The sequence below is a fragment of the Tepidiforma sp. genome, assembly GCF_026419595.1.
Classification (GTDB): Bacteria; Chloroflexota; Dehalococcoidia; order Tepidiformales; family Tepidiformaceae; genus Tepidiforma.
The window spans coordinates 1-17,582 of sequence record NZ_JANZZD010000020.1; the positions used below are offsets into that span (position 1 = coordinate 1).

A 17,582-nucleotide genomic window follows, 5' to 3' on the forward strand; every position below is an offset into this window, starting at 1 on the left:
CCCGCCTCCGCCGCCGCCGCGGAGCGGCGGCATCCCGCGGCGAGGCCGCCGAAGGCGGCCAGCCATCCCCCGCCGCGGCACCCCGCTTCCACTACACTCCCCGCGTGACCCGCGAATCCCCCGCCCGCCGCACGCCGGTCCTCGAAGGCGAAGGCCTCGTCCTCCGGCCGTGGGACGCGGAGCTCGTGGCCGCGATGGCCCGCTGGGGCGAGTACGGCTTCCCCTACCACGCCTTCGACCTCGGCTACCTCCGCGACCCCGCGCGCGCGGCCGCCGAGCTCCGCGAGCGGACCGCCCCCGGGCGCCACCGCCACTACGTCGCGGTCGAAGCCGGCCAGCCGGTCGGCCGCTGCTCCGTCAACCTCGAAGACGACGCGGGCCTCTACCTCTGGGCCGTCCACGTCCCGCCCGAACACCAGGGCCGCGGCGTCGCCCGCCGCATGCTCGCCGTCCTGATGCGCGCCCTCGAGGCCGAGTTCCCCGGCCGCGACTTCGTCCTCACCTCGAACACCTTCGCCGTGCGCGCCCACCGCGCCTACCTGGCGCTCGGCTTCCGCATCACCGAAACCCGCTGGCAGGTCGACCGCGAAATCGCCGAGCGCCTCTGGCGCGTCACCGATGCCGAACGCGCGCCGCTCGCCCGCCACATCCGCTTCCACGACGGCCGCTGGCAGGTCCGCGCCTACGTCTTCCGCCGGGTCCCCGGTGCGCCGATGGACCTCGCCGTCGCTCAGCCCGGCGGCGAAAGCGGGCAGCGGCCGCAGGCGCCCTTCGCGCAGTAGTCCGCCTGGAGCAGGAGCCCGCCCTGCAGCAGCCCCGCCGAGGCGAACAGCGCCGCGTCCTTCCCGCCGAGCCATCGTTCGAGCGGCCGCAGCTTCCCGTACGTCCCCGGCGATGGCAGGGCCGCCCACGCGGCCTCCGCCTCCGCTTCGCTCCACGCGCCGGTCGCCAGCGCCGCGGGGATGACGGCGTTCACGAACACCTCGATCGCCGCGCCTCGCCCGATCCCTGCTCCAGCCGCCGCCCGCCACCCGGCCCCTGCCGCGAGCGCGGCCGGCCAGCCCGGGCTGGAGCCCGGCGGCCACCAGCGGTCGATGAGCTGCGCGAGGCCCTCCAGCCGCTTCGCCGGGGCAGCCGCCGGCCGCCACCGCCCCGCAGCAGCGCTGGCCGCCCCGGTCGGCAGGAGGCGCCGCAGCTTGCCCGCCAGCGCCAGCCGCCGCGCCTCACCGGTCAGTCCATCGGCCTCCTCCAGCAGCGCGGCGAGCCGGAGCTTCGCCGCCGCAGCGTCCGCTGCCGCCCGGTGCGCCGGCCCGAGCAGCGCCGCGGCCGCCAGCGCCAGCAGGACGTCGCCCGGCGCGCGCCCGGCCGCGAAGAGCGCCGCCCGGTTCGCCTTCATCCGCAGCCGCCGCTGGCCCATCCCGCGGAGCCGCCCCGCGACATCGACCCCCGCAGCGCGCGCGAAGGCGCAGGGCGGCACGAACCCCGCGCCCGGCTCCGGCGGCGGCCCGAGCACGAGGAGGGGCACCCGCCGCCCGCTGGCGTGCGGCGTCGCAGCGAGCGGCAGGTCGTTCGCCGCGACGACGTGGAGCGCGACGCCCGCGTAGGCCGGGTCCCGGTCGTGCCCGTGCGCGAACCAGCCCGAATGCCGCAGGTGGACCTCCACGTCGCCCCGCACGAGGTCGCCCTCGAGGTCGAGCATCGCGTCCCGGAAATCCGGGCCGGTCCCATCGCCCGGCACCCCCGGGAAGATGACGCGCAGCGCGCGCCCGTCCGCCAGCCGCAGGGTGCCCGCCGGCGCTGCCGCCCACGCCGCCGCCAGCGCTGCCTCATCTGTGAACCCGGGTGCCGCCCTGCCGCCGCGGCGCGCCCGGGCACCTGCCGCCGGCCCGTCGCTCACGGCCCATCCCCGGCGTCGTACGGCGCCCGCTCCTCGGCCAGCAGCCGCAGCAGCCGGGCGCTCGCCCCCCGCGGCCGGTGGAGCCCCGTTTCCCACTCCGAAATCGTCTGCTGCCGGACGCCGAGCCGCCGCGCCATCGCCGCCTGCGACAGCCCGAGCCGCCGCCGGAGCGCCAGCACCTCCTCGGCTGTCCAGCCCTCGCGCGAACCGTACCCCGCGCGCTCGTCCACGTGCGGGATGGTACACGGTTCCGTGTAACCCCGGAAGGGGGGCGCGGGATGCCGCGGGCTGTTCGCCCGCGGCGCGGGATGGCTCGCCGCCTGCCGGCGGCATTGCCGCGGGATGCCGGCGCTGCGCGCCGGCGTTGGAGGTTGGAGGTTGGAGGTTGGAGGTTGGAGGTTGGAGGTTGGAGGTTGATACTCCCTCCCCGTTCCCCGCTCGCGACTCCCAACTCCCAACTCCCAACTCCGTAGTCGCGGGCCTCCGTGCCCGCGGAGGGCCGGCGAGGCCCACCCGGCCGTTCGCATCCACCCTCCCCCCGCCTCCCGCCTCCCGGTTCCCGGGACATCCGTTGGGCGCATGGCGCCCCGCGGGGACGGAGCCCCGCGACTACGGTCGGAGGTCATCCGCTCCCCGCCTCCCGCTTCCCGCCTCCCGCCTCCCGGCTCCCGGCCTCCACCGCCGCCGCGGAGCGGCGGCATCCCGCGGCGCCGCCGGCGAAGCCGGCCAGCCATCCCCCGCGGCGCCAGCCGCGCCACCTCCCCGCTTCCCGCTGCCCGCCTGCCTCCCTACACTCCACCCGATGGCCGGCCCCGCACCCGTCCCCAGCCTCAGGTTCGAGCGCGAAGCCTGGGAGGCCGGCGCCGAGTGGGTCGCCGGCGTCGATGAGGTCGGCGTCGGGCCGCTCGCCGGCCCCGTCGCGGCCGCCGTCGTCGCCCTCCCCCGCGGCCGCCGCTTCCGCTGGTACGCCGAGGTTCGCGATTCCAAGGTCCTCACCGAAGCCGCCCGCGACCGTCTCGCCGCTGCCATCCGCGAATCGGTCCCGTGGGCCATCGGCTGGGCGACCGTCGAGGAGATCGACCGCATCGGCATCCTCCCCGCCCGCCGCCTCTGCATGCTCCGCGCCTTCGAACAGCTCGCCGTCCGCCCCGGCGCCGTCATCAGCGACGCGCTCGACCTCCCCCTGCCGAACGTCCGCCCGGTCATCGATGGCGATGCCCTCTCCGTGGCCGTCGCGGCGGCCTCGATCGTCGCCAAGGTCGCCCGCGATGCCGTGATGGTCGACCTCTGCGCGCGCTACCCCGGCTACGGCTTCTGCCGCAACAAGGGCTACCCGACGGCCGAGCACCGCCAGCGGCTCGCCGAGCGCGGCCCGAGCCCCGTCCATCGGAAGAGCTACGCCCCCGTCGCGCAGGCCGTCCTGCCGTGGTGACCGAGCGCCGCCGCCTCGGCGACTTCGGCGAGCGGGTCGCTGCCCATCGTCTCGAAGCCGCCGGCATGGCCATCCTCGGCCGCAACCTCCGCATCGGCGGCGGCGAAATCGACCTCCTCGCCCGCGACGGCGGCACCCTCGTTTTCGTCGAAGTCCGCACCCGCCGCGGCGCGCCCGGCCTCGCCGCCGAATCCGTCGATGCCGCCAAGGTGGCGAAGCTCCTCGCCGCAGCCCGCGCCTACTGCGAGCGGGAAGGGCTCGACCCCGAGGCCACCCGGCTCGACGTCGTCGCCGTCGACCTCGATGCCGCCGGCCGCGCCCGCGCTGTCCGCCACTTCCGCGGCATCGAAGCGCCGGGCCTTTGACCCGTTCACGAACCGGCGCGTATGTTCCCACCCGCGACATCCCCCGCGGAGCCCCTCCCGATGGCCATCACGCCCGCCGACGACTTCCTCATCCACCAGACGCCCTACACCTTCGACCGCGTCGCCACCAGCGACCGCAACTTCTACGACCGCTACTTCTTCAACGGCTACAGCCCGGACGGCGCCCTCTACTTCGGCGTCGCGATGGGCCAGTACCCGAACCTCGGCATCACCGACGCCGCCTTCAGCATCGTCGTCGACGGCCGCCAGCGCGTCGTCCGCGCCTCGAAGCGGCTCGGCCCGGACCGCATGGCCAGCGCCGTCGGCCCCATCGCCGTCGAGGTCGTCCGGCCCCTCCACGAACTCCGCGTCCGCGTCGAACCCAACGCCTACGGCATCGAAGCCGACCTCCGCTTCATCGCCCGCTCGCTCCCGGTCGAAGAGCCGCACTTCTTCCGCATGGCCGGCAACGTACCCGTCATGGACTACACGCGGATGACCCAGCACGGCGGCTGGTCCGGCACCATCCGCGTCGACGGCCGCGAATTCACCCTCGACGCCGCCAGCTGGTGGGGCTCGCGCGACCACTCGTGGGGCATCCGCACCGTCGGCGGCCGCGACCCCCGCGGCGCGCCGCCCCAGCAGGCGCCGCAATTCTTCTGGAACTGGGCCCCGCTCAACTTCCCCGACCTCTGCACCCTCTACACCGTCTCCGAGAACGCCGACGGCACCCGCTGGCACCAGTCCGGCGTCATCCTCACCCCCTACCCCGATGCCACGATGACCGAGGCCGCCGTCGACTACCGGCTGACGTTCAAGTCCGGCACCCGCTGGCTCGAATCCGCCGTCATCACCCTCACGCCCGGGCACGGCGAACCCCTCGAAATCACCTTCGAACCGCTCTACGCCTTCCTCATGAAAGGCCTCGGCTACGGCGAACCGAAGTGGGGCCACGGCATGTGGGTCGGCGAAGACGTCGTCGACGGCACCGAATACGTCCTCAGCGAGGAGCAGCCCCTTCAGAACCTCCACGTCCAGCAGGTCTCCCGCGTCCGCGCCGGCAGCCGCGAAGGGCTCGGCGTCTTCGAAATCATCGTCTTCGGTCCGCACGCGCCGACCGGCTTCAAGGAGATGCTCGACCCGGCGCCCTGAGCCCCCGGGCCGTGGACACCGCACCCGCCGCTTTCGACAATAGAGCCATGCCGATCTACGAATTCCGCTGCGCCGACTGCAAGAAGGTGACCAACTACTTCACCCGGAAGATCGACACCGAGGTGCGGCCCCCCTGCGAACACTGCGGCAGCGCCAACACCTCCCGCATGATGTCGAAGTTCGGCCGCACCTACACCCGGCAGGACATCCTCGAGAAGTACGGCGACCCCTCGAGCGGCCGCGGCGGCCCGGAGGACTACCGCGACCCGCGCCAGATCGGCACGTGGGTCGAAAAGAAATTCGAAGAGTACGGCATGGACCTCCCCGAAGAGGCCCGCACCATGATCGACGCCGCCCGCGAGGGCGAATTCCCCGAGCCCGTCAAAGACCTGTGAGCGACACCGGCCCGCTCGAGCGCATCGTCCCCGAAATCCTCGAGCGGTTCGCCGCGAAGAACGCCGCCCGCGAACAGGCCCTCGCCGCCAGCCGCGTCATCATCCGCACGAGCGCCAACGCCATCCGCGCCGTCCACCGCGGCGAATTCGAGGCCGCCCGCCGGCTCATCGCCGAGGCGCGCGCCACCCACGAGGCCGCCGTCCGCGCCCTCGAGGGCCACGCCGACATCTACCACGCCGGCTTCCTCCACGATGCCCAGAAGGAGTACGCCGAGGCCGTCACGACCTTCGAACTCTGCTCCGGCGGCGCCATCCCCGGCCCGGCCGAGCTCGGCGTCGAAGACGCCGCCTACCTCAACGGCATCGGCGAAGCCGTCGGCGAACTCCGCCGCGTCATCCTCGACCGCCTGCGCGCCGGCTCCTTCGAGGGCTGCGAAGCCCTCCTCGCCGCCATGGACGACATCTACGGCGTCCTCGTCACCATCGACTACCCGGACGCCATGACCGGCGGCCTCCGCCGCACCACCGACCAGGTCCGCGGCATCCTCGAAAAGACCCGCGGCGACCTCACCCTCGCCATCCTCACCCGCCGCGCCGCGGGGTGAGCCCCGGCCTCACGCCGGCACGACCCGCCGGATGACCGCCTCCGTGAACGCCATCGTTCCCAGCGTCCCGCCGAGGTCACGCGTCTTCTCGCCCTCCGCGATCGTGTCGTGCACCGCATCCACCAGCTGCCGGCCGAGCGCGCCGTACCCGCAGAACTGCAGCAGGTAGCCGAACGCCTCGATCGCGCCGGAAGGGTTCGCGATGCCCTGCCCGGCGATGTCGGGCGCTGTCCCGCCGGCCGGGTCGAACACCCCGATGACCGGCTGGTGGCTCTTCGAAAACGCGTACGAGGCGCTCGCCCCGAGCCCGATGGAGCCGATCAGCCCGTACACCATGTCGCTCAGGAAGTCGCCGTACTCGTTCGGGCAGACGATGACGTCGTACCGCTCCGGGTTGATGATGAGCTTCGCGAGGAGCGCATCGAACAGCTCCCGCGTGTGGCGCACGTTCCGGTACTCGGTCGCCACCTCGGCCACCACCTCCTCGAACAGCCCGTCCGTCGCCCGCTGAATCGTGTACTTGCTCGTCGAGGTGACCGCCTGCCGGTGCTGGTCGGCCAGGCGGAAGGCGAAGTGGGCCGCGTGCTCCACCGGCGTCCGCTCCATCACGCGCACGCTCACCGCCGAGTAGTAGCCGATCCGCATGCCCGCGTCTTCGTACGTGCCGCCGGTGGCGATGCGCACCACGTGGAGGTCCACCTTGCCGGTGTAGTTGCGGCTCACGCCGGGGTAGCTGCGGCACGGCCGGTGGATGACGGCCAGCCCCAGCCGGTCGCGCAGCACCTGGTTCGGGCTCACCGTCTCGGTCACCGTGGGGTACTTCATCGCAGCGCCGAGCGCGCGGGTCGCCTCGATGCCCTCCTCCAGCGCAGCCGGCGAGGCCTCCCGCCGCTCGAGCGACCAGTCGACCGGCCGGAAGACGACCGGCGAGCCGAGCGCCTCGTTCACCGCGTGGATCGCCTGGCGCAGCTCCGCTGCGATGCCGTCGCCGTTCAGTTCAGCCACTTCGCGCATGTCTGAGAACCCTCCCCGGGCCAGTCTCCCCAGAGTGTGCACCCGAAACGGTCTACGGTGGACGAACGAAATTCCCCGTAACGTTCCCCGTTGGTAGGATTCGGCCGGCTTCCGTGCACCGGCGCGCACGTGTCGCGCCGCACAGCCGGACCACACTCTACCGGGGGACGACATGAACAACTTGCTCGTGGCGCTCGGGGCAGGCGTCATCGCCCTGCTCTTCGCAGCGTGGATGGCCCGCCGCGTCCTCGCCGAAGACGAAGGCACCGAGACGATGAAGCAAATCGCCCGGGCCATCCAGGAAGGCGCCGCCGCCTTCCTCCGGCGCGAATACACCTTCCTCGCCGTCTTCGTCGTCATCGTCGCCGTCGCGCTCGCCGTCTTCGTCGACTACGACGTGCTCGACCGCTTCGGCCCGCAGCACGGCGAACTGACCGACTTCCCGCGGACGGCCGCCGCCTACGTGCTCGGCGCGATCAGCTCGGCGCTCACCGGCTACATCGGCATGTACATCGCCGTGCGCGCCAACGTCCGCACCGCCGCGAAGGCGCGCGTGGGCCTCAACCCCGGCCTCCGGGTCGCCTTCAGCTCCGGCGCCGTCATGGGCATCACCGTCACGGGCATCAGCGTCATCGGCCTCGCCCTCGTCTACCTCATCACGCAGGACGTCCAGCCGCTGACCGGCTACGCCTTCGGCGCCTCCTCCATCGCCCTCTTCGCCCGCGTCGGCGGCGGCATCTACACCAAGGCCGCCGACGTCGGCGCCGACCTCGTCGGCAAGGTCGAAGCCGGCATCCCCGAGGACGACCCGCGCAACCCGGCCACCATCGCCGACAACGTGGGCGATAACGTCGGCGACGTCGCCGGCATGGGCGCCGACCTGTTCGAGTCCTACACCGGCTCCATCGTCGCCGCCATGGCGCTCACCACCGCCGCCGTCGTCGGCGCCGACAAGGGCGTCTTCGATTCTGCCGACGTGAACGCCTGGGACGCCAAGGCGTTCGCCCTCCCGCTGCTCATCATGGGCATCGGCATCATCTCCGCCATCATCGGCACCTTCCTCGTCCGCACGAGCGAGAACGCAACCATGGGCCGCCTGCTCTGGGCGCTCCGCACCGGCATCTTCTCGGCCAGCGGCCTCGTGCTCGCCGGCACGGCCGTCCTCCTCGTCGCGATGGACCTGCCGTTCGAACTCTTCTGGGCCGTCCTCATCGGCCTGGTCGCCGGCCAGGTCATCGGCACCGCGACCGAGTACTACACGGCCTACGAATTCCGGCCCACGCAGAACCTCGCGAAGACCGCCGAGACCGGCCCCGCGACCGTCATCATCGGCGGTCTCGGCCTCGGCATGCTCTCCACGGCCGTCCCCCTCATCGCCATCGTCATCGCCATCTGGAGCACCTACCAGATCGCCGGCCTCTACGGCATCGCCCTCGCCGCCGTCGGCATGCTCTCGCCGCTCGGCATCACCCTCGCGACCGACGCCTACGGCCCCGTCGCCGACAACGCCGGCGGCATCGCCGAGCAGGCCCACCTCGACCCCTCCGTCCGCGAGCGCACCGACGCCCTCGACAGCCTCGGCAACACCACCGCGGCGACCGGCAAGGGCTTCGCCATCGGCTCCGCCGTCCTCACCTCGCTCGCCCTCATGGTCACCTACTCGCAGGTCGTCGGCATCAACGACATCGACATCCTCGACGTCGATACGATGCTCGGCCTGCTCATCGGCGGCCTGATGCCGTTCGTCTTCGCCGCCCTCGCGATGGGCGCCGTCGGCCGGGCCGCCATGGCGATGGTGAACGAAGTGCGCCGCCAGTTCCGCGAAATCCCGGGCATCATGGAAGGCACCGGCAAGCCCGATTACGCCCGCGCCGTCGCCATCTCCACCGACGGCGCCATCAAGGAGATGATCCTCCCCGGCCTGCTCGCCGTCGTCGTGCCGATCCTCATCGGCGCGATCATCGGCGCCGAGGCGCTCGGCGGCCTCCTCATCGGCTCGATCGCCTCCGGCGCCGTCCTCGCCCTCATGATGGCGAACGCCGGCGGCGCCTGGGACAACGCGAAGAAGTACATCGAAGCCGGCCACCTCGGCGGCAAGGGCTCCGAACCCCACAAGGCGGCTGTCGTCGGCGACACCGTCGGCGACCCCTTCAAGGACACCGCCGGCCCGGCCCTCAACATCCTCCTCAAGCTCATGTCGATCGTCGCGGTCGTCTTCGGCCCGCTGTTCGTCGGCTGAGCGTTTCCGCGGTCCGGCCGCAGGGCATGAACGGCCGCCGGTTGAGCACCGGCGGCCGTTTTCTCTATCCTGCGGCCTCCGGGCAACCCGCCCGGGGAGTCCACCGCGCATGCTGCTGGCCCAGGCCCTCGTCCCCATCGCCGTCGTCGTCGCCCTCGCCGCTGCCTTCGTGAGCCGCGCCGCCGCGCGCGATGCCGCCGCTCCCGCTCCGCCGCCGCGGGGCGGCAGCCTCGTCGAGCTCGCCCTCCTGCTGCTGCCCGCCGGCCTGCTCGGGACGGCCGCGCTCGCCGTCTTCACCGGCGGCTACGCGGGCTCGCTCGAGCGCGCCGCGTGGGCCGGGGGCAGCTTCCTCGCCGGCTTTACCGCCGCGGCTGTCGCCGCGCTGCTCGCGCTCGCGCTCGACGCCGATGAGGGCCGCCCTGCCGCGGCCGGACCCCTCACCGGCGCCGCGCTGGCCTTCGGCGCCGCTGCCGGGGTGTTCGCCCTCGCTGCCGGCCCCGCCGGCGAAGGCCCGTGGGCCGCAGCGTCGCTCGCCGTCCCGGCGGCCGCCGGCGCCGGGCTCGCGGCGCTCGTCGCCGTCCTCGCCGGCCCCCGGGAGCCGGGCCGGCCGGCCGGGGCCGCCTGGGCGGCTGCCGCTCTGCCCGCCGCCGCCCTCGCCGGGCTCCTCGCCGGCGGCGAAGCCGCTGCCCTCGCCCGCGATGCCGCCTGGGCCGCGTTCCCGCTCGCCGTGCTCGCCTGCGCGCTCGCCGGCGCGGCGGTCGGCGTCATCCCCGGCACCGTCATGGCGGCTGCCGGCCGCCGGGCTGCCGGCCTTGCCGCTGCGTGGGTCGCGGCCGCCGTCACCGCGCTCGCGGCCGCCGGCGCGGCCGTCGTCCTCCTCCCCGGCGGCGAAGGGTGGGCTGCCGGCGCGGCCGCTGCCGGCGCGCTCGCGGGGCTCGCGCTCGCCCACCCGGGCGTCCTCCCGCGCACGGCGTCCGCCGGCGTGCTGCTCGCGTGGGCCTTCGCCGCCGCGGTGGCGCTCGCCGCGTGGCTCCTCGGCCGCGAACTGACCGCCGAAGGCTTCGGACCGGCTGCCGCCGGCGGCTACGGCCTCGCCCTCGCCGCGGCTGCGGCCCTCGGACCCGCCATCGCCCGCGCCTCGCTCGTCCCGCTCGTCCCCGCCGCTGCGGCCGCGCCCGGGCCGGGGGAGGTCAGCATCACCCTCTGGGCCCGCCCCGGGGAGGGCGCCGGCCTCGCCCTCGAAGCCCGTCCCGCCGCACCGCCTGCCGCCCCTCCCGCTGCCGCTGCCGCGTTCGGCGCGGCGATCCTCGCCGGGCTCGCGCTCGCGCTCGCCTTCGGCGCGCACGGCCGCCACGAACTCCTCCGCACCGCCGCATCCGATCCGGTCGCCTACGCCGAAGCCGTCCAGGCGCTCGGGCTCATCCCGCCCGGCGCGCCGGACCGCTACGCCCTCGCCAACGAGGTGCGCGCCCACCGCGAGACGCTCGACGACCTCCGCGCGGCCATCGGCGACGACGCCGACTTCGGCCCCGCCGACATCCGCCTCCTCCTCGGCGCCGATGCCGCGTCCCGCGACGCGTTCGTCGCCTCGCGGCTCGCCGCCGGCGACCTCATCGAAGGCGAGGCTGCCGCCATCCGGGCCGCGCGCTGGCCGCTCCCGTCGCTGCGCCCGCTTCCCGCGGCCAGCGCCGGCGGTGCGCTCGGCCTCCTGCTCGGCTTCGCCGCCCTCGCGGTCTCCGGCACCGTCCTCGAGCGCCGCCCCCGGCCGTGGCTCGCCTTCGCGGCCGCCCTCGCCGCGCCGGCCGTCCTCCTCGCCGCCGCGCCGGCGCTCCGCTTCTTCGGCCCCGGCCCGGCCGATGCCTACGCGCTGCTCGCAGCCTTCGCCCTCGCCGCCGGGCCCGGCGCGGGGCTGCTGGCCGGCCGTGCGAACGACCCCCGCGCGGCCGCGCTCGGCCCGGCCTTCGCCGCGCTCGCGCTCGCCCTCGCCGCCGGCGCCCTCGCCTCGACGTAGCCCGCTGCCGGGTGCATCCTGCCGTCATGGACGAGCCCGCTCCCCCGAGTCCCTTCGAAGGCCGCCTCATCCGGCTCCGCGCCCGCGAGCCGCGCGACGCTGACCAGCTCCACCGCTGGTTCAACGACCCGGAGGTCACCCGCTACCTCAGCCTCCGCTACCCCGTCTCCCACCGGACGGAGGAGGAGTTCCTCGCCGCCCACTCCCGGCCGGCCTACGCGAACGCCAGCTTCGCCATCGAAGCCCTGCTCGACAGCCAGCTCATCGGCGGCGCCGATCTCCGCACGTCCAGCCCCGAGGACCGCTGCGCCGAACTCGGCATCGCCATCGGCGACCGCACCCGCTGGCACGGCGGCTACGGCACCGACGCCGTCGCGACCCTCTGCCGCTTCGGCTTCGAGATGATGAACCTCCACCGCATCGAACTCTGGGTCTTCGCGGAGAACGAGCGCGCCATCCGCCTCTACGAGCGGCTCGGCTTCCAGCGCGAAGGCACCCGGCGGCAGGCGGTGTGGAAATACGGCCGCTGGCACGACCTCCACCTCATGGCGCTCCTCGAAGGCGAGCTGCGCGAACCTCCCGCCGGGGCGTAGGGCGCTTCCCGGACCACCCGGTAAATTTGTGACGAAAAGCGCAAAGACCTATTGACAGCCCCCGGCGCATTGGGTAGCTTGCGCCGAGTGAACGGCGTTCGTCGTCGTTCGCATGCGCGTTCGGTTCAGTGCACCACCTGCCTAGTGCGCCACAGCGGCGCAGCGGGGGACCCATCACCCCGGGGCGAACGCGGCCACCCGGCCGCCAGGGCGCCTTCCGCCCGAGCCCGTCAGCTAACCCCGTCGGCAGTCTGGAAGGCCTGGCGAGCAGGTAGCTCGTTTCGAGGTCTTTTTTTCTGTCCTCGAAGGTCACCATAACGGCTCTTTATCGAAAGGAAGAGGAGGGAATCGTCATGCCAGCTCTGCAGGAAGCACCGCCGAAGTCCTGCCCCAAGTGCCGCGGCTCCATCATCGTCGAGCGCGACTGGCACGGCACCTACGGCAGCTGCATCATGTGCGGCTACGTCCACGAAGTGCTCACCAGCCCGCCCGTCGACCTCGCCGCCGAGGAAGCGGCCCTGCCCCAGCGCCAGCGCCGCCGCCAGCCCTCGCACGGCAAGCTCCGGCTCTGATCCGCGGCCGAACCAGCGCCCTGGAACCGGGACCCCCGCAACCGCGGGGGTCCCGCCTTTTCGTCAGCACCGCCGCGCCCTAGAATTCGCGCTCCGGAGGTAGCAGAGCACACCCATGCCGTACATTCGCCTGTCCATCATGAAGCCCCGCCGCGGCGAAGAAGCCCGCTGCGAAGAACTCCTGCGCAAACTCGATGCCGCCGCTGCCGCCCACGCCGGCTGCCAGGTCCACTACCTGATGCGTCCCCACGACGACAGCGGCGAAATCGCCCGCCTCGCCATCTACGATTCCGAAGAATCCGCCGAGCGCACCGCCAACGACACCCACATCATGGCCCTCCGCTCCGAAATCCATCTGCTCGTCGAGCCCGGCCACACCGAGCGCGCCTTCTTCACCATCTGATGCGGGCCGCGGCCCCCGCAGCGGGGCCGCGGGATTCCCCCGATCTCGCCGCGCGGCGCCCCTCACCACCGGGAGTTCGCCGCCGAGGATCAGGGTTTTCGCCAATACGCCCCCGCGAGGCAGCCCCTAGACTCCTCCCTGTCGCCGGGTTCCCCACACGGGCAACCCCAACGGCACGGCACCTCCCCGCCGCCGCCGGAGACTACCTGAGGAGTTCGACCTGTGAACCAACTGCGCCCCCAGCCACGGACCTTCCCGGCCCGCCCGACGAACGGCCCGGCCCGCGCCGCAGCTCCCATCCGCATCCTCCTCGTCGATGACCACGCCGTCATCCGCCAGGCCCTCCGGATGCTCCTCGAGGCGCAGCCCGAACTCGAAGTCGTCGCCGACGTCGAAAACGGCCGCGAAGCCGTCCAGGCGGTCGAGCGCCTCCAGCCCGACGTCGTCCTCATGGACGTCGTCATGCCCGGCCTCAACGGCCTCGAAGCCACCCGCCAAATCCGCCGCATCGCCCCCGCCACCCGCGTCGTCATGCTCAGCGGCTTCGTCGATGAAGACCAGCTGCTCGATGCCATCCGCTCCGGCGCCTCCGGCTACATCATCAAGAAGTCCGACGTTTCCGAACTCGTCCTCGCCATCCAGACGGTCCACCGCGGCAACAGCTACTTCTCCAGCGCCCTCTCCGAAGGCTTCGACCTCGCCGAAGTCCTCTACCAGGCGAAGCGCTCCGACCAGCGCAACGGCATGGATACCCTCACCAGCCGCGAGCGCGAAGTCCTCCAGCTCATCGCCGAGGGGTACACCAACCAGGGCATCGCCAACGAGCTCTACATTTCCGTCAAGACCGTCGAGGCCCACAAGGCCCACATCATGGCCAAGCTCCACGCCCGCAACCGCACCGACCTCATCCGCTACGCCATCCGCAAGGGCATCGTCCGCCTCGAAAGCGTCGAAGAGGCCCAGTCGATGCTCGACGACGCGGAGGCCGCCGCCGGCTGAGGCCCCGGCCGACTTCCGCGCACCACCTCCCCGCGAACGCACGAACGAAGGGGTCCGAAACGGGACCCCTTCGCTGTCTCACCGTACGCCGCGGCGGCTCAGCCCATCCCGGCCAGCCGCTTCCGCTTCTGCGCCACGTAGTCCACCAGGATGTACTCGCCCAGCTTGTCCGGCGTCGTGTAGAACACGCGCCCCTTGTTGATCCGGGCCACCTGGTTCACGAACTCCTTCAGGTAGTAGTTCCGGTCGAGCATGAACGTGTTGATGGTGATGCGCTTTTGCGTGCAGCGCTTCACCTCCTTCAGCGTCTCCCGGATGGTGATCGGGCTCGGCGGGTAGGCGAAGTACGAGCGCCCCCGCTCCAGGTGCGCCGTCGGCTCCCCGTCCGAGATCATGATGATCTGGCGCGTCCCTTGCGTATGCTTCGCCAGCAGCCGCTGGGCGATCATCAGCGCGTGGTGCATGTTCGTGCCCAGCACCGATTCGTCCCACCGGACGTACGGCAGCTCCTCCGTCTTCAGCTCCCGCGCGTAGGCGCTGAACCCGATGATGTAGAGGCTGTCGCGCTGGTACTGCGACGAAATCAGGTTGTTCAGCGCCATCGCCACCTTCTTCGCCGCCTGGAACGAACCGCGCAGCGCCATCGACCAGCTCAGGTCGAGCATGATCACCGTCGCCGTCTGCGTCAGCAGCTCCGTCCGCGCCACCTCGAAGTCGTCCGGCTTCAGCCGGATCGGCGTGCCCGGCCCCTCCCGGTACATCGAGTTCATCATCGTCTTCTGGATGTCGAGGTAGAACGGGTCGCCGAACTCGTACGGCTTCGTCGTATCCGTCCGTTCGCCGCCGGTGCCCGTTTCGCGCACCTCGTGCTTCCCGAAGGTGTCGGCCTTCAGCTGCTGGTAGATCTCCACCAGCGCCCGCTGGCCGATCTTCCGGGTGCCGCGCGGGGTCAGCTCCCACTGGTTCCCCTTCTTCCGGATGTAGCCGGCCTCTTCGAGGATTTCGAGGAACTGCTTCAGCTGCTCGAGCGCTTCGCGCGCCTCCGGGCCGAGCAGCTCCTCCAGCTTGTCCGCATCGATGTCCTCGATGTCCCCGCCGTACTGCGTCCGCTCGATCTGCCGCTCCAGCTCGTCGATCGACTGCATCTGGTCCATCAGCTGCATCGCCGACTGGAGGTCGAGCTCTTCGTCGCCGCGGAAGGGGTACTGGTTGCGCAGGTCCCGCATCGGGTAGAGGTATTCGAGGTTCTGCGCGAGCTCGTTCAGCGCCTGCTGCAGCTCCGGGTCGCCCACCTTGTCGGAGAGCAGGTCCTGCAGCTGCTGCCGCAGGTCGCCCGGGAGCGAATCGAGGAGCGACTGCATCTGCCCCATCTGGTGCTGCATCTGCCGGATGAGGTCGTCGAGCGACTGCGGCGGGTTGTCGCCGAAAAGGTCGCCGTACTTCTCCATGAACTGCTCGAAGTTCGGCTCCCGCCCGGCCATCCGGTCCTGCAGCATCTGGTTCAGGTCGCGGACCATGTCCTTCATCCGCTGCAGGTCCTCGGGCGACATGTTCGCGATCTGGTCGTAGAGGTCCTTGAAGAAGGTATCGAGCATCGCCTTCTTCAGGGATTCGAGCAGCTCGTTGAACTTCTGCTGCGCCTCCGGGTCCATGAACTCGTAGTTCTGGAGCTGGCGCACCTGCCCGGCCACGTCCTGCGGCAGGTTCTCGAGGAACTCCTTCTTCCGGTTCGCGATGTTCCGGAGCATCTCGGCGAACTCGCGCGGCGGCGTCGGCTGGCCGCCCTGCTGCCCTTCGGCGCCCTGCTGGCCGGCGTCGCTCTGCTCCCCGGCCTGCTGCTGGCCCGGCTGGCCCGGCTGCTGGTTCGCCTGCGCGCCCTGCTGCTGGCCGCCCTGCCGGCCCTGCGGCTGCTGCTGGCCCTGCTGGCCCGCTTCGCCCTGCTGCCGCTCGCCGGAGGCGCGCTCCGCCTCGTCCAGCCGCCGGTCCAGCGTGTTCCGCTCGAGGTCGAGGATCTCGTCCAGCTGCCGCTTCAGGTCATCGAAAATCGAGGAGAGGTTGAAGCGGTCGAGCTGCTGCCGCCGCTGCTGCCGGAGCTGCTGGAGCAGGTCGCGCAGCCCCTGCATCCGCTGGCCCATCGGGTTCCGCATGCCGCGCTGCATCAGGTTCCGCAGCGCGTGCTGCAGGTCGCCGAAATTCATCAGGTCGTCGGTGATGTTGTCCAGGATCTGGTCCGGGTCGAGCGCCGGCACCTCCTGCGTCCCATCCCACATCGAGTAGCGGTAGCGCATCGCCATCGGCCAAACCTCCCCGGGCGCGGGGGCCCGCGCCATGTGCGACGAGCGTAACGGAATCGCAGGAGGTTGTCAGTCGGGCCTCACCCGGCCCGGCGCGGCACCCCGAGCCGCTCCATCACCGCATCGAACACCGCCGCATCCTGCGCGCCGGACATCGCGAACCGGTCGCCGAAGACGAACGTCGGCACGCCCGAAACACCCGCCTCCCGCGTCCAGCCGATCGCCTCGAGCACCCGCTGCCGGTACGTGTGCGCCTCCAGCGCCTCGCGGAGCGCCGCCGGGTCCAGCCCGGCCCGCTCGCCGACCTGCAGCACGACCTCCGGCCGGCCGATGTCCTCCAGTTCGGTGAAATAGGCGCGGAACATCTCCCGCGCGTACTCCCGCGCCCGGCCCGCCTCGTGCGCGAACTCCGCGCCTTCGTGCGCCAGCACGGAATTCGAGGTCCACTCGCGCCCGCGCGTGAACCGGATGCCCGCCGCCTCGGCCCGCAGCTCCATGGCCGTCGGCGGGTCGCCCGGCCGCGTCATCGGGCGCCGCGGCTTCCCCTCCGGCGGCGTCGTCGGATCGAGCAGGTACGGCACGTGCCGGACTTCCACGTCGTACTCCCGCTCGACGCGCTCGATCTCGACGAGCCCGAGGTAGCACCACGGGCAGACGAAGTCGGAAATCATGAGGATCTGCATCGGCCCGGCGGGCGGCTCGGCGTCCATCGCGGGCACGATACGCCGCTCGACAAGCCCCGCGCAATCCGCTTCACTCCCCGCACCATCCTGCGCCCCGGAGGGCCGCCCGTGCCGTTCACCTGCCTTCGCCTCGATATCGCCGATGAGGTCGCCACCGTCACCCTCGACCGGCCCGAAAAGCTGAACGCCCTCAACCGGGCGCTCCAGCAGGAGATCCTCGACGTTTGCCACCAGCTGAAGCACGACGACGGCGTCCGCGCCGTCATCATCACCGGCGCCGGCCGCGGCTTCTGCTCCGGCGCCGACCTCTCGGGGCCGCTCCCGGAGCAGCCCGACCGCCTGCCCTGGCAGCAGCTCACCGACGAGGACAGCTGGGTCGGCCGCCAGGCGCGCGCCGTCGCGGCCATCGATAAGCCGACCATCGCCGCGGTCAACGGCATCGCCGCCGGCGCCGGCTTCTCGCTCGCGCTCGCCTGCGATATCCGCATCGGCAGTGAGCACGCGCGCTTCAAGTCCGTCTTCATCGAGCGGAACCTCTCGCCCGATTCGGGGATGAGCTACTTCCTGCCGCGCATCGTCGGCCAGGGGAACGCGCTCGACATCATCCTCACGAGCCGCGCCGTCGAGGCCGAGGAGGCGCTCCGCATCGGGCTCCTCCAGCGGCTCGTTCCGCACGAGCGGCTGCTCGAGGAGGCGCAGGCCATCGCCCGGCAGATCGCCGCCCACCCGCCGATCGCTGCCATCATGTCCCGCCGCGTCGTCCAGCGCTCCTGGGAGAACGGCCTCGATGCCCAGCTGCGCGAGGAGATCCACGCCATCGCCATCTGCCGGCGGGCAGTGAACGACGCCCGCGAGCAGCGGCAGGCGTTCCTCGAAAAGCGCCCGCCCCGCTTCACCGGCAGCTGAGCGCCGGGAAAAGACGCGGGGG

Annotated in this window: 18 protein-coding genes and 1 riboswitch; of the genes, 13 read left to right on the forward strand and 5 right to left on the reverse strand. The window is 72.4% G+C overall.

What is annotated here, in order from left to right; genetic code table 11:
* A partial coding sequence (locus N2041_RS10595; RefSeq protein ID WP_297678557.1) for a GNAT family N-acetyltransferase occupies positions 1-782 on the forward strand: 782 nt, incomplete at its 5' end.
* Here N2041_RS10595 and N2041_RS10600 read toward each other — a convergent pair.
* Together N2041_RS10600 and N2041_RS10605 are read right to left on the reverse strand one after the other, a co-directional pair.
* Entirely contained in the window at positions 731-1,897 is a 1,167-nt protein-coding gene (locus N2041_RS10600; RefSeq protein ID WP_297678558.1) for a DUF2851 family protein, read from the reverse strand. The two genes, N2041_RS10595 and N2041_RS10600, sit on opposite strands and share 52 nt — an antisense overlap.
* Complete coding sequence (locus tag N2041_RS10605; RefSeq protein ID WP_297678559.1) at positions 1,894-2,127, reverse strand: helix-turn-helix domain-containing protein; 234 nt, start codon at positions 2,125-2,127, stop codon at positions 1,894-1,896. Before N2041_RS10605 ends, N2041_RS10600 begins: the two co-directional genes overlap by 4 nt.
* Positions 2,128-2,699: 572 nt before the next feature.
* Between N2041_RS10605 and N2041_RS10610 the strand changes: the two genes are divergently transcribed.
* From N2041_RS10610 to N2041_RS10630, 5 genes are read left to right on the forward strand one after another with little or no spacing between them, the layout of a single operon-like run.
* The gene (locus tag N2041_RS10610) at positions 2,700-3,329 is read left to right on the forward strand and encodes a ribonuclease HII (RefSeq protein ID WP_297678560.1); all 630 of its coding nucleotides are present in this window, start codon (positions 2,700-2,702) and stop codon (positions 3,327-3,329) included.
* Positions 3,326-3,694: a YraN family protein gene (locus N2041_RS10615; protein WP_297678561.1), complete on the forward strand. Its 369-nt coding sequence runs from the start codon at positions 3,326-3,328 to the stop codon at positions 3,692-3,694. The genes N2041_RS10610 and N2041_RS10615 overlap by 4 nt, the downstream gene beginning before the upstream one ends.
* Before the next feature lie 60 nt (positions 3,695-3,754).
* Complete coding sequence (locus tag N2041_RS10620; RefSeq protein ID WP_297678562.1) at positions 3,755-4,846, forward strand: hypothetical protein; 1,092 nt, start codon at positions 3,755-3,757, stop codon at positions 4,844-4,846.
* Between the two features lie 47 nt (positions 4,847-4,893).
* Complete coding sequence (locus tag N2041_RS10625) at positions 4,894-5,241, forward strand: zinc ribbon domain-containing protein (RefSeq protein ID WP_270057408.1); 348 nt, start codon at positions 4,894-4,896, stop codon at positions 5,239-5,241.
* Positions 5,238-5,846, forward strand: a complete 609-nt coding sequence (locus N2041_RS10630) for a hypothetical protein (protein WP_297678563.1) — start codon at positions 5,238-5,240, stop codon at positions 5,844-5,846. Before N2041_RS10625 ends, N2041_RS10630 begins: the two co-directional genes overlap by 4 nt.
* Positions 5,847-5,855: 9 nt before the next feature.
* Here N2041_RS10630 and N2041_RS10635 read toward each other — a convergent pair whose 3' ends face one another.
* Positions 5,856-6,860 (reverse strand): isocitrate/isopropylmalate family dehydrogenase, encoded by a 1,005-nt coding sequence (locus N2041_RS10635; protein WP_297678564.1) that lies wholly within the window; start codon positions 6,858-6,860, stop codon positions 5,856-5,858.
* A gap of 172 nt (positions 6,861-7,032) precedes the next feature.
* Here N2041_RS10635 and N2041_RS10640 point away from each other — a divergent pair, with 172 nt between their 5' ends.
* From N2041_RS10640 to N2041_RS10665, 6 genes are all read left to right on the forward strand, one after another.
* A complete protein-coding gene (locus N2041_RS10640; protein ID WP_297678565.1) occupies positions 7,033-9,099 on the forward strand; it encodes a sodium-translocating pyrophosphatase in 2,067 nt (688 codons plus the stop codon).
* A 109-nt stretch (positions 9,100-9,208) separates the two neighbouring features.
* Positions 9,209-11,110 (forward strand): hypothetical protein, encoded by a 1,902-nt coding sequence (locus N2041_RS10645; protein WP_297678566.1) that lies wholly within the window; start codon positions 9,209-9,211, stop codon positions 11,108-11,110.
* A 26-nt stretch (positions 11,111-11,136) separates the two neighbouring features.
* Positions 11,137-11,703, forward strand: coding sequence for a GNAT family protein (locus N2041_RS10650; RefSeq protein ID WP_297678567.1), 567 nt, complete (start codon positions 11,137-11,139; stop codon positions 11,701-11,703).
* Positions 11,704-11,831: 128 nt separating this feature from the next.
* Positions 11,832-11,966: riboswitch (cyclic di-AMP (ydaO/yuaA leader) on the forward strand.
* Positions 11,967-12,056: 90 nt separating this feature from the next.
* Complete coding sequence (locus N2041_RS10655; protein WP_158066575.1) at positions 12,057-12,275, forward strand: hypothetical protein; 219 nt, start codon at positions 12,057-12,059, stop codon at positions 12,273-12,275.
* A gap of 139 nt (positions 12,276-12,414) precedes the next feature.
* Positions 12,415-12,678, forward strand: coding sequence for an antibiotic biosynthesis monooxygenase (locus N2041_RS10660; RefSeq protein WP_297678568.1), 264 nt, complete (start codon positions 12,415-12,417; stop codon positions 12,676-12,678).
* Positions 12,679-12,900: 222 nt separating this feature from the next.
* Positions 12,901-13,677 (forward strand): response regulator transcription factor, encoded by a 777-nt coding sequence (locus N2041_RS10665; protein WP_297678569.1) that lies wholly within the window; start codon positions 12,901-12,903, stop codon positions 13,675-13,677.
* A gap of 98 nt (positions 13,678-13,775) precedes the next feature.
* Here the strand turns inward: N2041_RS10665 and N2041_RS10670 are convergent, their stop codons facing one another.
* The gene (locus N2041_RS10670) at positions 13,776-16,007 is read right to left on the reverse strand and encodes a hypothetical protein (protein ID WP_297678570.1); all 2,232 of its coding nucleotides are present in this window, start codon (positions 16,005-16,007) and stop codon (positions 13,776-13,778) included.
* A gap of 44 nt (positions 16,008-16,051) precedes the next feature.
* Entirely contained in the window at positions 16,052-16,681 is a 630-nt protein-coding gene (locus tag N2041_RS10675) for a DsbA family oxidoreductase (RefSeq protein WP_297678571.1), read from the reverse strand.
* Positions 16,682-16,762: 81 nt separating this feature from the next.
* Between N2041_RS10675 and N2041_RS10680 the strand changes: the two genes are divergently transcribed.
* Positions 16,763-17,560, forward strand: a complete 798-nt coding sequence (locus N2041_RS10680; RefSeq protein WP_297678572.1) for an enoyl-CoA hydratase-related protein — start codon at positions 16,763-16,765, stop codon at positions 17,558-17,560.
* The last annotated feature ends 22 nt before the right edge of the window (positions 17,561-17,582 follow it).

What these genes read in the sequence shown, in the direction of transcription:
- N2041_RS10610 (WP_297678560.1), top strand. Translation starts at nt 2,700, where the DNA reads ATGGCCGGCCCCGCACCCGTCCCCAGCCTCAGGTTCGAGCGCGAAGCC.
- N2041_RS10620 (WP_297678562.1), top strand. Translation starts at nt 3,755, where the DNA reads ATGGCCATCACGCCCGCCGACGACTTCCTCATCCACCAGACGCCCTAC.
- N2041_RS10625 (WP_270057408.1), top strand. Translation starts at nt 4,894, where the DNA reads ATGCCGATCTACGAATTCCGCTGCGCCGACTGCAAGAAGGTGACCAAC.
- N2041_RS10635 (WP_297678564.1), bottom strand. Translation starts at nt 6,860, where the DNA reads ATGCGCGAAGTGGCTGAACTGAACGGCGACGGCATCGCAGCGGAGCTG.
- N2041_RS10640 (WP_297678565.1), top strand. Translation starts at nt 7,033, where the DNA reads ATGAACAACTTGCTCGTGGCGCTCGGGGCAGGCGTCATCGCCCTGCTC.
- N2041_RS10645 (WP_297678566.1), top strand. Translation starts at nt 9,209, where the DNA reads ATGCTGCTGGCCCAGGCCCTCGTCCCCATCGCCGTCGTCGTCGCCCTC.
- N2041_RS10650 (WP_297678567.1), top strand. Translation starts at nt 11,137, where the DNA reads ATGGACGAGCCCGCTCCCCCGAGTCCCTTCGAAGGCCGCCTCATCCGG.
- N2041_RS10655 (WP_158066575.1), top strand. Translation starts at nt 12,057, where the DNA reads ATGCCAGCTCTGCAGGAAGCACCGCCGAAGTCCTGCCCCAAGTGCCGC.
- N2041_RS10660 (WP_297678568.1), top strand. Translation starts at nt 12,415, where the DNA reads ATGAAGCCCCGCCGCGGCGAAGAAGCCCGCTGCGAAGAACTCCTGCGC.
- N2041_RS10670 (WP_297678570.1), bottom strand. Translation starts at nt 16,007, where the DNA reads ATGGCGCGGGCCCCCGCGCCCGGGGAGGTTTGGCCGATGGCGATGCGC.
- N2041_RS10675 (WP_297678571.1), bottom strand. Translation starts at nt 16,681, where the DNA reads ATGGACGCCGAGCCGCCCGCCGGGCCGATGCAGATCCTCATGATTTCC.